This is a genomic window from Streptomyces sp. NPDC007808, from assembly GCF_042868655.1.
Classification (GTDB): Bacteria; Actinomycetota; Actinomycetes; order Streptomycetales; family Streptomycetaceae; genus Streptomyces.
Genome location: NZ_JBIAEQ010000001.1, coordinates 420,786 through 435,964, shown reverse-complemented (window position 1 = coordinate 435,964; position 15,179 = coordinate 420,786). Strand labels below are relative to the sequence as shown.

The window sequence follows — 15,179 nt, the reverse complement described above, 5'->3', positions numbered from 1 at the left end:
CGTCACCCGGGCGTGGTGATCACACGTACTCCCCGCGAAGTACGCGGCCCGCGGGACGGGTCAGGTGCGCCCTGCCGTGCCGCTTCCGGCGCACCCCAGGCCGACCCCGTGCGCGAGCCTGGCCACCGCGTGGCGGAAGAATGCCTCCCGGTCCTCCACGACCCGGTTGAACTGCCCGAACAGTTCGAACCCGACGAGCCCGAAGAGTTCGGCCCAGGCGGCGACGAGGGCCGCGACCGTCGCCGGCGGGAGGTCGGGTGCCAGGTCGGCGGCCATCCGTTCGGCCTCGGGGCGCAGTTCGGCGGGCAGGGGCGGCTCGGTGAGCCCGGGGTCCCGGTGGGCGTCGCGGAGGATGCCGATGAGGACGAGGCCGACACGGGAGGCGGCCGGCACGGTGCTGTCGGGGGCGCTGTAGCCGGGCACCGGCGAGCCGTAGATCAGCGCGTACTCGTGCGGATGGCGCAGCGCCCACTGCCGCACCGCCTCGGCCACCGCCCTCCAGCGCTGCGCGGGCCCGGTGTCGGCGGCCCTCGCATCCGCGGCCTCGGCGTCGGCTCCGACGGAGTCGTAGGCGTCGATGATGAGGGCGGTCAGCAGGTCGTCCCGGCTGGGGAAGTAGCGGTAGAGCGCGGAGGAGACCATGCCGATCTCCCGGGCCACGGCACGCAACGACAGCTTCGCGGCTCCCTCGGCGGCGAGTTGTCTGCGTGCCTCGTCCTTGATGGCGGCGGTGACTTCCATCCGGGCGCGGGCGCGGGCGCCCTGTGCGGTGCTGCTCATGGGACGAGTCTGCCACGAGACCGAGAGCGGTGCACACATAAGAGAGCACTGCTCTTGCTTTGGAGTGCCGCTCTCGTGCACACTGCTCTCAAGCGAGAGCACCGCTCTCCCAATCTCCGGGGGTCACCATGTCATCGCCGTACTACCTCAAGGGCAGCCCGCTGAACGTCCGCCTCAACAGGGTGATCGGCTGGCTGGCCCGGCACGGGCTCAGCCTCGCGGGCACGGCCGAGATGTCCGTGCGCGGTCGCAAGAGCGGCAGGATGCAGCGCATCCCGGTCAACCCGCACACGTACGAGGGCACGCGCTACCTCGTCTCCGCCCGCGGTCATTCCCAGTGGGTGCGCAACATGCGCGCCGCGGGCGGCGGACAGCTGCGCGTGGGGCGCAAGGTGCGTGAGTTCTCCGCGGTGGAGCTTCCCGACGCGGAGAAGCTCCCGATCCTGCGGACCTACCTGGAGAAGTGGGGCTGGGAGGTCAACCAGTACTTTCAAGGGGTCACCGCGAAGTCCTCCGACGAGGAGATCATCGCGGCCGCCCCGGACCACCCCGTCTTCCGGATCACCGTCAGGAAGTGACCAGCAAGGCGGTCGAGCCCTGTCCCGGGCCGCTCAGGAGGTGGCCTCCTCGCCCGCCGGCGCCGGGCGGCGGTCCAGCGCGGTCAGAGCGCGCTGTGCCATGGGATGCGAGCGGACGAGCTCGCCCAGCGACGTGGAGCCGCGGGTGATGTCCATGAACGCCTTCCAGGCGGGCCGGAAACCGGTCAGCGCCGCGTGGAAGAGGCCAGGGCGTCGCTCGAACACCGTCAGCATCCGCTTGCCGACGCTCATCTCCACGCCGAGGCCCGCCCTGATCGCGAAGGCGTAGTTCAGGGCCTGGCGCCGGGTGTCCACCGCGTCGTGGGCCTCGGCGATCCTGACCGCCCACTCCCCCGCGAGCCGCCCCGACCGCAGCGCGAACGAGATCCCCTCACGCGTCCACGGCTCCAGCAGGCCCGCCGCGTCCCCGCACACCAGCACACGCCCGCGCGAGAGCGGCGAGTCGTCGGCGCGGCAGCGCGTCAAGTGGCCGGAGGAGATGCTCGGTTCGAACCCGGCGAGCCCCAGGCGCCCGATGAACTCCTCCAAGTACCGCTTGGTCGCGGCACCTTCACCACGCGCCGAGATCACCCCGACCGTGAGGGTGTCCCCCTTGGGGAACACCCAGCCGTAACTGCCGGGCATCGGCCCCCAGTCGATGAGGACCCGCCCCTTCCAGTCCTCGGCGACCGTCTCCGGCACGGGGATCTCCGCCTCCAGGCCGAGATCCACCTGGTCGAGCTTCACCCCGACATGTGCTCCTATCCGGCTGGCGCTGCCGTCCGCGCCGACGACGGCCCGCGCGAGCAGCGTCTCGCCTCCCTGCAGGACGACGGCGACGCTGCGCCGGTCCGGCACCGCAGAGCCGTGCTGCTCGACGCGCTGCACGGTGACGCCCGTACGCAGCTCGGCGCCGGCCTTCTGCGCGTGCTCGACCAGCTGCTGGTCGAACTCGGGCCGGTTGATCAGGCCGAACAGCATCTGCTTGGAGCGGCGAGTGCGGGTGAAGCGGCCGTTGTTGGAGAACGTCACCGCATGGACCCGGTCCCGCAAGGGCAGTTCGAAGCCGGGCGGAAGGGAGTCGCGCGAGGGCCCGATGATGCCGCCGCCGCAGGTTTTGTAGCGTGGCAGCTCCGCTTTCTCCAGCAACAGCACGCGCCGCCCGGCGACCGCTGCCGCGTAGGCGGCCGAAGCGCCCGCGGGTCCCGCGCCCACCACGACGACGTCCCACACCTGCCGCGCGTCGTCCGCCGAAGAGTTCTCGCTGCTCACGATGGTCTACTGCTCCCGATCAAGCCGCCGTCCGCTGCTGTCCCCCGCATCCTACGGCGGGCGTCGTCGCAGGCCGCTGTGGGAGGATCACAGCACTCATACGTACAACGTCGCACCCACAAGGAGCGTGCCCATGTCGTCGAATCCGGTCGCCGAGACCGTCGCCTCCCTGATGCCGCGGGCGAAGGCGGAGCTCACCGAGCTGGTGGCGTTCAAGTCGGTGGCGGACTTCGACCAGTTCCCCAAGAGCGAGAGCGAGGGCGCCGCACGCTGGGTCGCCGACGCGCTCACGGCCGAGGGCTTCGAGGACGTGGCCCTGCTCGACACCCCGGACGGCACGCAGTCGGTGTACGGCCACCTGCCCGGCCCCGAGGGCGCGAAGACGGTCCTGCTCTACGCCCACTACGACGTGCAGCCCCCGCTGGACGAGGCCGGCTGGAGCACTCCGCCCTTCGAGCTGACCGAGCGCGACGGCCGCTGGTACGGACGGGGTGCCGCCGACTGCAAGGGCGGCCTGATCATGCACCTGCTCGCGCTGCGCGCCCTGAAGGCGAACGGCGGTGTGCCGGTGCATGTGAAGGTGATCGCCGAAGGCTCCGAGGAGATGGGGACGGGCGGTCTGGAGCGCTACGCCGAGGAGCACCCCGACCTGCTGGAGGCCGACACCATCGTGATCGGCGACGCGGGCAACTTCCGCGTCGGTCTGCCGACGGTGACCTCGACCCTGCGCGGCATGACCCTGGTCCGGGTGCAGATCGACACGCTGGGCGGCAACCTCCACTCGGGCCAGTTCGGCGGGGCCGCGCCCGACGCGCTCGCCGCCCTGATCCGCGTACTGGACTCGCTGCGCGCCGAGGACGGGTCCACGACCGTGGACGGGCTGACCGGTGAGTCGTCCTGGCAGGGGTTGCAGTACGACGAGGAGCAGTTCCGCACGGACGCCAAGGTCCTGGACGGGGTCGAGCTGATCGGCTCCGGCACGGTCGCCGACCGCATCTGGGCCCGCCCGGCCGTCACGGTCCTCGGCATCGACTGCCCGCCGGTCGTCGGCGCCACCCCCTCCGTGCAGGCGAGCGCGCGTGCCCTGATCAGCCTGCGTGTACCGCCGGGCGTCGACGCGGCCGAGGCGACCAAGCTGCTCCAGGCCCACCTGGAGACGCACACACCGTGGGGCGCGCGGGTGCGCACCGAGCAGATCGGCCAGGGCCAGGCGTTCCGCGCCGACACGAGCAGCCCGGCCTACCAGGCGATGGCGGACGCGATGGCGGTGGCCTACCCCGGTCAGGAAATGCAGTACGCCGGTCAGGGCGGCTCGATCCCCCTGTGCAACACCCTCGCCGCGCTCTATCCGCACGCGGAGATCCTCCTCATCGGCCTGAGCGAGCCGGAGGCACAGATCCACGCCGTGAACGAGAGCGTCTCCCCGCAGGAGCTGGAGCGCCTTTCGGTTGCCGAGGCGCTGTTCCTGCGCAACTACGCGGCGAGTTGAGAGGCCGCGCGGTGAGACCGGGCCGATGACCCGCACCGCTGCGCCTCACCGTCCCCACAGACCTCGCGACGCCTGGCGCCCCACAGCGACCACGGCGTCGCGGGTCCACGGCCTCGGCCGGGCCGTCGGACACCGGCGCTGGTCGAGGTGGAGGCAGCAGGGTCCTCGTGGCACGGGTCCGGCTCGGCGACGTCGGGCGGCGGCCGGGGGACGCCCGCCGGCCCCACGAACGTCGTTGATCCGCCGCCTTCCTCCTCCACGGCCTGCACGGCGTCCACGAGCCTTGCGCTGTTCCCGAAACACGCGGCCGTCCGGGGTCTCGGCCCGCCGGTGCGCCGGATGCGTCGTGGTGCGGCAGCGGTCGCAGAGACCGACGCATGCGGCCCGAGGGAACCCGCGGGCCGCATGCGGACGCGCTCGCCCGGTGCACGGCCGGTGCACGCCCTCCCGGCCGTCGTGGGCGAGTTCGACCGGAGAGCGCGCACGGGAGCAGGCGGCCGCCGCACCGCACGCGGCGCCGCGGAGCATCGCTCAGGGCGTCGGGACCCCCGCCTCCAGATAGTGCGCCGCCCCACGTTCGCGCGCCCGCAGCGCCCAGCGCAGCCGCTCGTAGCGCACCGGCGGCAGCAGTTCGGCGGCCTCCTCCTCGGTGACGAAGCGCCAGTCGCGCAGTTCGGGTCCGGGCAGCAGGAGGCGTTCGGCCTCGGCGGAGTCGAGGCGACCGCCGTCGAACAGCAGCCTCAGACCTCCGTAGCCGGGAGGCAGGGGTCGCTCCCAGTCGACGACGAGGAGTCGCGGTACGTCGTCCAGCCGTATCCCGGTCTCCTCCGCGACCTCGCGGATGCCCGCGCGCGCGGGCGCCTCGCCGGGTTCGACCACACCGCCGGGGAACTCCCAGCCCGGCTTGTAGGTGGGGTCGACGAGCAGGAACCGGTCCTGCTCGTCGAAGAGAAGGACGCCCGAGGCGACGGTCTCGGCGGTCGGCTCGGGCGTCTGCACGATGTCGCAGACGGGGACCGTGCCGCTGCCGACGGCCTCGGCGATTCGGCCGGCGGTCTCGTACGGGCTCAGCCCGCCGTTGTCCACGGGATACGCGTCGGCGGTGAGCCAGGAGGCGAGGGCGGCACGGTACGGCTCTATGTGGTCGTAGGACCACTGCCGGATCCGTATCTCGCCGTCGGACAGGTCGGGCGGAATCTCCCGCCCGGCTATTCGCTCACGCAGGATCGTTTCCGCCGGGGCGAGGAGGATGTGCCGGACGGTGATGCGGCGCGCGGCGAGGCCGCCGAAGATCTCGTCCCGGTACTCCTGGCGCAGCAAGGTCATCGGCACCACGAGGGTCCCGCCGAGCTCGGCGAGCAGCGCGGCCGCCGTGTCGATCACGAGACGTCGCCAGATGGGCAGGTCCTGGAAGTCACCGACCTCGGTGAGGCGTTTGGGCGGGAGCAGCTGGGTGAGTGCTCCGCCGATGACCTCGGGGTCGAAGAGCGTGCTGTTCGGGATCAGCTCGATCAGTTCGCGTGCGGTGGTGGTCTTCCCCGCACCGAACGCGCCGTTGATCCAGACGATCACGTTTCCCCCTCTTCTGTTGGCCCCCTGTGGCTTGCCCGCTCCACCCTGCCACGGAAACCACGTCCAGTAGAGGGCGCATGACGACGGCGCCGGTGCCCCCGTGCATGCGGGGGCACCGGCGCCGTGTGACGTCTCGGTCCGGCGCGTCAGCGCTTCTTGCCGTGGGGGGCGTTGTTCACGGCCCGGTCCGTCTCGCGGTTGATGGCCTTGCCGAATGTGTTCAGGGCCTGGTCCACGTTCACCCCGGCGACCTTGGTCTCACCGCCGGTGAGCTTGGTCTCCCCGCCGGCCCCGGGCAGTCCGGCGCCGGGAAGGTTGGCGCCCGGGAGGCCCACGGCAGGGGAGGTGTCGGCGTGCGACGGGGTGACGGCCGCGACCACGAATCCGGTGGCCAGGGACGCGATGGCGAGCATGCTGCGCTTCTTCATGACCGATTCAACTGAGAAACGGAGCCGGAGTCACGCCCGGTTTCCGGACGGTCGGGACGGCACCGGACGATCGCGCCGGGACCGGCTCCCGTCGGAGCCTCGCGTCCGCACCCGCCGCGCGAGGTCCTCGGCCGCCTCCGACCAGCGGTCGTACGCGAAGGTGAACCCCGCGTCGAGCAGCCGGCCGGGGACGACACGTCGGCTCTTGAGCAGCAGCTCGGTGTCGGAGCGCAGCGCGAAGGCACCGATCTGCGCCATCCACTTCGTCGCGGGCAGGGCCAGGGGCATGCCCCAGGCCGAGCGCAGGGCCCGCATGAACGCCCGCTGCGGCAGGGGTTCGGGAGCGGCGAGGTTGACCGGACCGGCGATATCGTTCCGGTCGATCAGGAACTCGACCGCACGGACGAAGTCACGGTCGTGGATCCAGGAGACGTACTGCGCGCCGCCCCCGACGGGACCACCGAGACCGAGCCGCACCATCCCCAGCAGGACGTCGAAGACCCCGCCGCGATCAGGGCTCATCACCATCGCGGAGCGCAGGGCGACCTTCCGGGTGGACGGCGTGTCGGCCTCCTCCTGCGCCCGCTCCCACGCCTTGGCGATCTCGATGCTGTACGCCCAGTAGTCCGGCACATCGGGCTCGTCGCCGCCGATGACGCCCGTCGCCTCGTCGTTCGGCGCGTCGAAGCGGTGGGCGTAGACGGTGGCCGTGCTCATCTGCAGCCAGACCCGCGGCGGCCGGGCGGCGCGGGCGATCGCCTCGCCGACGACCTGTGTGGAGCGCACCCGGGAATCCATCATCGCCCGGAGGTTGGCGGGGGTGTACCGGCAGCTGACGCTGCGCCCGGCCAGGTTGATCACGATGTCGCTGCCGTCGATCACGTCAGTCCACGGGCCCGGCGTCTCGCCGTCCCAGCGGACTTCACGCTCGCGCGTGGGGTGCCTGGTCAGGACCACCACCTCATGGCCGGCGGCGGTCAGCGAGCGGTTCAGGACGGTGCCCACCTGCCCGGTTCCCCCGGGGATCACTATCTTCATCGACTCCCCCATCTCGTGTGGGCACGAGCCTAGCGCAGGTGTTGAACGTGTTCAAAAACTGGGCGTGCATCGCCGTACGGCGTCTCCGTGCCGCCTGGGGACGGGAGGAGGCCGGTGAGGCCGCGCCATTCACGCGCCATTCGCGCGCCATTCACGCGCCGGCGCACGCCGAGCCCCGGCCCCGAGCGAGCGTCGGCGTCACCACCGGCGATACCGGTGACCGCGGCGACGCCGGAGGCGGCCACGCTGCACGCCGAGGGCCGGGGGAACGTTCCTGCCGACGTCAGACCGCGGCCGCGTCCGCTCGCTCGGCGAGCGCGGCCGCGGCGGCCCCCACCAGCCCGGCGTCGGTGCCCATCTGGGCGGGCGCGATCGTCAGGCGCCGTACGAAGGACAGGGTGGCGTAGTCGTGGAGCGCCTTGCGCAGCGGCGTGAAGAGCACGTCACCCGCCTTGCCGACCCCTCCGCCGATGACGGCGATGTCGATCTCGACGAGGGTCGCGGTGGCCGCGATCCCGGCGGCCAGCGCCCGCGCGGCCCGCTCGAACGAGGCCACGGCGACCGGGTCCCCCGCACGCGCGGCGGCGGCCACCGCGGCGGCGGAGGCGTCCCCGTCGGGACCCGGCCGCCAGCCGTTCTCCCGTGCCCGCCTGGCGATGTTGGGGCCGCTCGCGATGCGTTCCACGCAGCCGCGCGAGCCGCAGGGGCAGGAGTCGCCGTCCAGGTCGACGCTGATGTGGCCGATGTGACCGGCGTTGCCGGTGGGGCCGGGGTGCAGTCGGCCGTCGAGCACGAGTCCGCCCCCGACCCCCGTGGAGACGACCATGCAGAGAGCGTTGTCGTGCCCCCGGGCGGCCCCCTGCCAGTGCTCGGCAGCCGTGATGGCCACCCCGTCGCCGATCAGCTCGACGGGCAGGCCGCCGGCCGCCTCCCGGACCCGCCGGACCAGGGGATAGTCGCGCCACCCGGGCACGTTCACCGGACTGACCGTCCCCGCCGAGGCGTCCACCGGTCCCGCGCTGCCGATACCGAGGGCCGCGGCACGTCCCCACAGCGGTGAACCGGCGAGTTCCCCGATCACCTCCTCGACGGCCCGCATCACCGTCTCGCCGTCCTCCCGCGCCGGCGTCGCACGCTGGGCCCGGACCGCGATCGTGCCGTGACCGTCCACCAGCGCTCCGGCGATCTTGGTGCCGCCGATGTCGAGCGCAGCCACGAGGTCGGTGTGCATCAGTGTCAGTTCTCCCCGTAAACCAATCGGATCTCCCCGCCTACCACGGGAATTGGACGCGCCGGTCTCGCGGTGGGGGCGCAGGCCGGAGATTGCGGTGGACAGTGTCTCCCGGATCTGACAACGTTGTCCAGGGCCTATGCTCGACGCCACATCCTCATACAAACCCATGGACGACGCATCCCCGTGGACGACGACAGGACAGGACAGCGCATCGTGCCCGAGACCATCCGCCGATCCGACCGCCCCGCAGACCGCGTGTCCGGGGCCCGCTACGGCAATCGTCCGACCATGAAGGACGTCGCGGCGCGTGCCGGAGTCGGGCTGAAGACCGTCTCGCGTGTGGTCAACGGGGAGCCCGGGGTCACCCCGGAGACGGAGCGGCGCGTCCAGGAGGCCATCGACGCGCTGGGCTTCCGCCGCAACGACAGCGCGCGGGTGCTGCGCAAAGGCCGTACGGCGAGCATCGGCCTGGTCCTGGAGGATCTCGCGGACCCCTTCTACGGCCCGCTGAGTCGCGCGGTCGAGGAGGTCGCCCGGGCGCACGGCGCCCTGCTCATCAACGGCTCCAGCGCCGAGGACCCGGACCGCGAGCAGGAACTGGCGCTGGCGCTGTGCGCGCGGCGGGTGGACGGACTGGTGATCATCCCCGCCGGTGACGACCACCGGTACCTGGAGCCCGAGCTCAAGGCGGGCGTCGCCACCGTCTTCGTCGACCGCCCGGCCGGGAGGATCGACGCCGACTGCGTCCTGTCCGACAACTTCGGAGGCGCACGCGACGGCGTCGCCCATCTCATCGCCCACGGCCACCGCCGGATCGGCTTCATCGGCGACATGCCCCGCATCCACACGGCCGCCGAGCGGTTGCGCGGCTACCGGGCCGCGATGGACGACGCGGGCATACCGGTGGAGGACTCCTGGATGTCCCTGGGCGTCACCGACCCGGGGCGGGTGCGCCGAGCGGCCGAGGAGATGCTGTCCGGCCCGTCCCCGGTCACCGCGGTCTTCGCGGGCAACAACCGGGTGACGGTCACCGTGATCCGCGTCCTCGCGGAGCATGCCCGGCGGGTCGCCCTCGTCGGCTTCGACGACATCGAACTCGCCGACCTGCTGGAGCCCGGCGTCACTGTCGTCGCGCAGGACGCGGCGGCGATCGGCCGTACCGCCGCCGAGCGCCTTTTCCGCCAGCTGGACGGCACCCTGGTCGACCCGGAGCGCATCGAACTGCCCACGCGGCTCATCACCCGCGGCTCCGGCGAGCTGCCCCCGGCGGACTGAGCGGACCATGACGGACGGCACGGGAAGGCCGCGGCAGTCCTCACAGGGCCGTACGCTGGCGGCACTCGGGCTGGCCGAGGCGCCGCGTGAACATCCTCTGCTCTACCCGGGCGCCTGGCCCGCGGACTCCGGCCTCCTCGACGGTGACCGGCTGCGGCCGCTCGACCGTCTGGTCCACGACGACCGCGTGCCGATCCTCGCGGTCGGTTCCAACGCCTGCCCCGGCCAACTGCGGCACAAGATGGACCACTTCGGGATCCGCACCCCCATCCCCATGGTGAAGACCCGGGTGACCGGCATCGACGTGGGCGTCTCCGCGCACGTGAGCCGCATGGGCTACGTGTCCGCGTCACCGTTTTACGCGCCGGACGCCATCCGGGAGCTGTTCGTCATCTGGCTCGACCCCGAGCAGCTCGCGATCATCGACACGAGCGAGGGCGTACCCGCCCCGCACGGCAACTACGGTCGCGCCTGGCTTCCGCAGCCCGAGGTGCGGATCGAGTTGGCGGACGGCAGCACGCTCCCCGGCGCCTTCGCGTACGTCAACCGCCACGGCGTCCTCCACAACGGCTCCGAGGCGCCCCGCACCCACCCCGGCCAGCAGGCGCTGCTCACCGAACTCCTGCTGGGCTCACCGCGGTTGCGGGAGCTGTTCGGTGTCACCCCCGAGCAGTTCTGCGCACGGGCGCGCGGTGACGTGGACCTGTGTGAGCGCGGCACCCGGCTGTTCGTGGAGGAGAAGCTGGTGACGACCTCGGGTCTTGAGCCGTACGTGCGGGTCCAGGGCGGCTGAGTCAGCAGACCGGGAGACCGGGCACCGGCTCGTCGTTGTCGCCGCCCTCGATGTAGACGTCGCTGACGAAGACGCCGGTGTTTCCGCTGTCGTCGTCCGTCTTCGCCCACCACACGTTGGTCCACTCGCCGTACGTCTCACGGCGGCCCAGGTTCTGCTGGCAGTAGAAGTAGTTGGTGCCCGCGTTGAGGACGCCGACCTTGGCGCCCGACGCCGTGTAGGAGTCGGAGGTCCTCCAGACCTGGCAGTTGTACTTGCCGCCGCCGATGGAGTGGCAGGACGGGGTCGGCGTGGTGGCACCGCCTCCGCTGCCGCCGCCGGTGGTTCCGCCGCCGCCCGTCGCACCTCCGTCGCCGGAACCGCCGCCCGTGGTACCGCCGTCGGTGCCGCCGCCGCCCGAGATCTTCGTCGGGGACGAGGTCGCCGGCCGACCGGTGGGGTCGGCCTGCGTCGTGCGGCTCGGCTTCCTGGTCGCGTCGGGGGACTTCTCGGCGTCGTCCTTCTCGGTCAGGCCCGAGTCGCCCGAGCGGTCGGCGCCGGGGCTGCCGGACACCGGGGCGGCGGCGCCGGAGGGCGTTGCCGATGACGTGGCCTGTGCCCTGGCCTCGGTGTCGCCGGGGTTGCTCAGCAGGGCGACCGTGACGCCGGTCGCCGCGAGGACGACGGTGACGGCCGCGACGGCGAGCAGGACCCGGCCCCTGCGCCGGGAGGGGCGTGCGGCGGACGTGACCATGGGGCCGGTGGCGCCCAGGTCGTGGTACGGCGCCACGGGGCCGCCGAAGCCGGGTGCGGCCCCATCCGGCCGGCCCGGCGCGCCGCCGGACGGCTGCCCCTGGCCGACGGGCGGTGCGCTGCCGTACGGCGACACGGCCGGCTGTCCGGGGGCGTGGTGTGCGGGCGTGGTGGGACCGGACGGCCCGGCCGCGCCGAAGCCCTGCGGCGGCGTTCCCTGCGCGGGAGGCGTGGGATGTCCAGGTGCCGTGGGCTGTCCGGGCATGCCGGCGCCCTGTGGTCCCGGCATGCCCGGCGTGCCCACCGGCACCTCGGGTGCGCCCGACCCCGACGCCGCGAAACCGTGGGCTCCGTGCGCGCCCTGTGCCGGGCCGCCTTGCGCCTGCCCGCCGTGGGGCCGGCCCACCGCTCCCGGAGTCGACCCGAAGCTCCCGGAGCCCTGCCCGTGCGGACTCGCCGCACCCGGTGCCCCGGTCCCCTGCGGTGCCGACGGCACGCTGAGTTCCGTCTCCGCCCGCGCGGGTCCGGTGTCCGCGGCCCCCCGCAGGGCGGTCGTCGCCGAGTCCGTGCCGCCGGAGTCCGCCACCGCCTGCAGGAGCGCCCTGGCTTCGTCGGCCTCCGGACGGGATTCGGACCGCTTGTCCATCAGCCGCCGCAGGACGGGCGTGAGCGGCCCGGCCCGGCGGGGCTCCGGCAGCGGTTCGCTGACGATCGCGGTGAGCGTGGAGAACGTCGACGTACGGCGGAAGGGCGCGGAGCCCTCCACCGCGGCGTAGAGCGTGGCACCCAGCGCCCAGACGTCCGAGGAGGGACCGGGGTCGGCACCCTGAGCACGTTCGGGCGCCATGTAGTCGAGCGAACCGACGAGATGGCCGGTGCGGGTGAGGTGGGTGGCCGAGCCGTCGCCGGGGTCGTCCATGGTGGCGATGCCGAAGTCGGTCAGTACGACGCGACCGGTGTGCTCCAGCAGGATGTTGCCGGGCTTGACATCCCGGTGCAGGACTCCGGCCCGGTGCGCGGCGGCCAGGGCGTCCATGACCTTGGCGCCGATCGCGGCCGCCTCGTGCGCGTCGAGGGTGCCGCGCTCGCGCAGCACCGCCTCCAGGGACGGGCCGTCGACCAGTTCCATGACGATCAGCGGGCGTCCGTCGACCTCGGCGACGTCGTGCACGGCCACCACGCCCGGATGCTTGACCCGGGCCGCCGCACGGGCCTCGCGCTGCATCCGCAGCCGCAGATCGGCGAGTTCGGGCCCGTCGGCGTCCGAGTAGGTCCGCAGTTCCTTGACGGCGACCTCGCGCCCCAGGACCTCGTCGACGGCCCGCCAGACCACGCCCATGCCGCCGCGCCCCAGTTGCGCCTGCACGCGATAGCGCCCGGCCAGCAACCGACCGGCCTCGTCCGCCCGTCCGTTCTCCCCCGAAGACACCGCTGCCCCGTTCCTGTGACACGTCATTGCGTGCCGTACAGACTACGGGGCAGGAGTGACAGCACCAGCCACGGGAAGGCGGCCGTGATCTGCCCGCTACGTGGCGGAGACCGTCAGGTCGCCGCGCCGCGGCGAGGCGTAGCCCTCCAGGTCGGCCCGGGTCAGGCCGCTGAGCCGGGCGACCTCGGCGATGTCGAGGGCGCCGCAGTCCAGGCCGCGCAGCAGGTAGCCGCTGAGGGCCTTGGCGGTGGCGGGCTCGTCCATGACGTCGCCGCCGGTCCGGTTGGCGTACCGGGCGAGGCGGGCCGCGGCCTGCTCGAAACCTTCACGGTAGAAGGCGAAGACGGCCGCGTACCGGGTCGGGATGTGGCCGGGGTGCATGTCCCAGCCCTGGTAGTAGGCGCGGGCCAGGGCGCGGCGGGTGAGGCCGTAGTGCAGCCGCCAGGCGTCGTGGACCTTCCCGGTGGGGCCGACCGGCAGGACGTTGGTCGAGCCGTCCGAGACGCGTACGCCGGTGCCCGCCGCCGCGACCTGCATGATCGCCTTGGCATGGTCGGCGGCGGGGTGGTCGCTGGCCTGGTAGGCGGCGGAGACGCCGAGGCAGGCGCTGTAGTCGAAGGTGCCGTAGTGCAGGCCGGTGGCGCGGCCCTCGGCGGCCTGGATCATCCGGGCGACAGTGGCGGTGCCGTCGGCGGCGAGGATGGACTGGCTGGTCTCGATCTGGATCTCGAAGCCGATCCGGCCGGGTTCGAGCCCGCGCGCCTTCTCGAACTCCTCCAGGAGCCGCACCATCGCGGTGACCTGCTCGGGATACGTCACCTTGGGCAGGGTGAGCACCAGCCCGTCGGGCAGGCCGCCGGCCTCCATCAGGCCGGTGAGGAAGATGTCGAGGGTGCGGATGCCCCGCTCGCGCACGGGCGCCTCCATGCACTTCATGCGGATGCCCATGTACGGCGCCGCGGCGCCCCCGGCGTACGCCTCGGCGATCAGCCGGGCCGCGCGGGCGGCGGCCTCGTCCTCCTCCGCGTCCGGGCGGGAGCCGTAGCCGTCCTCGAAGTCGACGCGCAGGTCCTCGACGGGTTCGCGCTCCAGCTTGGCCCGCACACGCGCGTACACGGGTTCGGCGAGTTCGTCGGAGAGCCCGAGGACGGCCGCGAAGGAGGCGGCGTCCGGGGCGTGTTCGTCGAGCGCGGCGAGTGCCTGGTCGCCCCAGGAGCGGATGGTGTCGGCGGCGAAGACGTCGCCGGGGACGTACACCGTGTGGACGGGCTGCCGGGTGCCGGGGTCTCCGGGGTAACGGCGCGCCAGCTCGGCGTCGACCGGCGCGAGGGAGGCGCTGATCTCCTCGCTGACCGCTCCCGCGAGGCTCGTCGCCACCTTCTCCTGCTGGCCCTGACCCATTCCCACACCCTCCAGTTTTCCGCCATGCGGAATCAACAATCCGTAGAATGAAGTTATCCGGGGACCTTCCGGCTGGTCAACACCATGTCCACGAGGAGTCACTCCGCCATCTCGCCATGTTCACGCCCACCTCGTGGCGCGGTATCACCCTTCCATACGCACGCCCCGCACGACTCGTCCGGCAGTTCCCACCGAAGGAGCCCTCGTGCCGAACCACAGCCGTGTCACGCGCCGCCTGGGCCTGAAAGCCGCGCTGGCCGCCGCGGCCACCGCGCCTCTCTCCAGTACAGCACTGCCCTCGTCGACCGCCTCGGCGGGCGAGCCTCCGCCCCGTCGGCACCTGCGGGTCATGTCCTTCAACCTGCGCTTCGCGAGCACCGTCGAACCCCACAGCTGGACCGTGCGCAGACCGGTGATGCGCGACCTGCTGCGCGAGGAGGCCCCGCACGTCATCGGCACCCAGGAGGGCGTCTTCTCCCAGCTGCTCGACATCGACTCCGACCTCGGCCCGCGCTACGACTGGGTGGGCACCGGCCGGCTGCACGGCAGCCGCGACGAGTCCATGGCGATCTTCTACGACGCCCGCCGGCTGCGCCCGACCGAGTACGACCACTTCTGGCTGTCCGACACCCCGGAGACGATCGGCTCCAACACCTGGGGGGCGGCCTTCGCGCGCATGGTCACATGGGTCCGCTTCCGCGATCTGGCCGACAGCGGACGGGAGTTCTACGCCGTCAACACCCACTTCGACCATGTGAGCCGGTACGCCCGCGAACGCAGCGCCGCGCTCGTCGCCGAGCGGATCGCCGGGTTCGACCGCTCGCTGCCGGTCGTGGTGACCGGGGACTTCAACGTCGCCGCCCACCGCGACCCGGTGTACGACACACTGCTCGGCGCCGGGCTGGTCGACACCTGGGACACGGCTCGCGAGCGCGGCGCGCTGTACGCGACCTTCCACGGTTACAAGCCGCTGACCCCGAACGGCGACCGCATCGACTGGATCCTCACCTCGCCCGACGTCACGGCGCACCGGGCGACGATCAACACGTTCTCCGTCCATGGCCAGTTCCCGAGCGACCACCTGCCCGTGCAGGCGTTGCTGGGCCTGGGATGACACGAGGCCCCCATGACCGTACGACCGGTCATGGGGGCCTCGCG

The 15,179-nt window shown here is 72.6% G+C and carries 12 protein-coding genes and 1 pseudogene; 5 read left to right on the top strand and 8 right to left on the bottom strand.

The features are described from left to right. Positions 1–60: 60 nt before the first annotated feature. Positions 61–780 (bottom strand): TetR/AcrR family transcriptional regulator, encoded by a 720-nt coding sequence (locus tag ACFYNL_RS01965; protein WP_388794900.1) that lies wholly within the window; start codon positions 778–780, stop codon positions 61–63. Between the two features lie 128 nt (positions 781–908). Between ACFYNL_RS01965 and ACFYNL_RS01960 the strand changes: the two genes are divergently transcribed. Further along, positions 909–1,358, top strand: a complete 450-nt coding sequence (locus tag ACFYNL_RS01960) for a nitroreductase/quinone reductase family protein (RefSeq protein ID WP_388794897.1) — start codon at positions 909–911, stop codon at positions 1,356–1,358. A 33-nt stretch (positions 1,359–1,391) separates the two neighbouring features. Here ACFYNL_RS01960 and ACFYNL_RS01955 read toward each other — a convergent pair whose 3' ends face one another. After that, positions 1,392–2,630, bottom strand: a complete 1,239-nt coding sequence (locus tag ACFYNL_RS01955) for a geranylgeranyl reductase family protein (RefSeq protein ID WP_388794894.1) — start codon at positions 2,628–2,630, stop codon at positions 1,392–1,394. 133 nt (positions 2,631–2,763) lie between these two features. On the opposite strand from ACFYNL_RS01955, the gene ACFYNL_RS01950 reads away from it, so the two are divergent. Continuing rightward, positions 2,764–4,119, top strand: a complete 1,356-nt coding sequence (locus ACFYNL_RS01950; RefSeq protein ID WP_388794891.1) for a dipeptidase — start codon at positions 2,764–2,766, stop codon at positions 4,117–4,119. A 531-nt stretch (positions 4,120–4,650) separates the two neighbouring features. On the opposite strand, the gene ACFYNL_RS01945 is transcribed toward ACFYNL_RS01950, so the two are convergent. The 4 genes from ACFYNL_RS01945 to ACFYNL_RS01930 all read right to left on the bottom strand — a co-directional run bounded on the left by ACFYNL_RS01945 (position 4,651) and on the right by ACFYNL_RS01930 (position 8,388). Continuing rightward, positions 4,651–5,691, bottom strand: coding sequence for an NUDIX domain-containing protein (locus ACFYNL_RS01945; protein WP_388794888.1), 1,041 nt, complete (start codon positions 5,689–5,691; stop codon positions 4,651–4,653). A gap of 146 nt (positions 5,692–5,837) precedes the next feature. Further along, positions 5,838–6,119, bottom strand: coding sequence for a hypothetical protein (locus ACFYNL_RS01940; protein ID WP_388797363.1), 282 nt, complete (start codon positions 6,117–6,119; stop codon positions 5,838–5,840). Positions 6,120–6,149: 30 nt separating this feature from the next. After that, on the bottom strand, positions 6,150–7,157 hold the full coding sequence (locus tag ACFYNL_RS01935; RefSeq protein WP_388794885.1) for a TIGR01777 family oxidoreductase: 1,008 nt from the start codon (positions 7,155–7,157) through the stop codon (positions 6,150–6,152). Positions 7,158–7,440: 283 nt separating this feature from the next. Further along, positions 7,441–8,388 carry an ROK family protein gene (locus ACFYNL_RS01930; protein WP_388794882.1) on the bottom strand — a complete coding sequence of 316 codons (948 nt, stop codon included), beginning with the start codon at positions 8,386–8,388 and terminating at the stop codon, positions 7,441–7,443. Positions 8,389–8,574: 186 nt separating this feature from the next. On the opposite strand from ACFYNL_RS01930, the gene ACFYNL_RS01925 reads away from it, so the two are divergent. Then, positions 8,575–9,666: a LacI family DNA-binding transcriptional regulator gene (locus ACFYNL_RS01925; RefSeq protein WP_388794879.1), complete on the top strand. Its 1,092-nt coding sequence runs from the start codon at positions 8,575–8,577 to the stop codon at positions 9,664–9,666. A 7-nt stretch (positions 9,667–9,673) separates the two neighbouring features. After that, a pseudogene (locus tag ACFYNL_RS01920) lies at positions 9,674–10,515 on the top strand (hypothetical protein). On the opposite strand, the gene ACFYNL_RS01915 reads toward ACFYNL_RS01920, so the two are convergent. Both ACFYNL_RS01915 and ACFYNL_RS01910 read right to left on the bottom strand, forming a co-directional pair. Next, a complete protein-coding gene (locus ACFYNL_RS01915) occupies positions 10,461–12,620 on the bottom strand; it encodes a protein kinase (RefSeq protein ID WP_388794876.1) in 2,160 nt (719 codons plus the stop codon). The pseudogene ACFYNL_RS01920 and the gene ACFYNL_RS01915 overlap by 55 nt on opposite strands. Positions 12,621–12,716: 96 nt before the next feature. Next, complete coding sequence (locus ACFYNL_RS01910; protein WP_388794873.1) at positions 12,717–14,021, bottom strand: DUF6986 family protein; 1,305 nt, start codon at positions 14,019–14,021, stop codon at positions 12,717–12,719. A gap of 205 nt (positions 14,022–14,226) precedes the next feature. Between ACFYNL_RS01910 and ACFYNL_RS01905 the strand changes: the two genes are divergently transcribed. After that, positions 14,227–15,135, top strand: a complete 909-nt coding sequence (locus ACFYNL_RS01905) for an endonuclease/exonuclease/phosphatase family protein (RefSeq protein ID WP_388794870.1) — start codon at positions 14,227–14,229, stop codon at positions 15,133–15,135. The last annotated feature ends 44 nt before the right edge of the window (positions 15,136–15,179 follow it).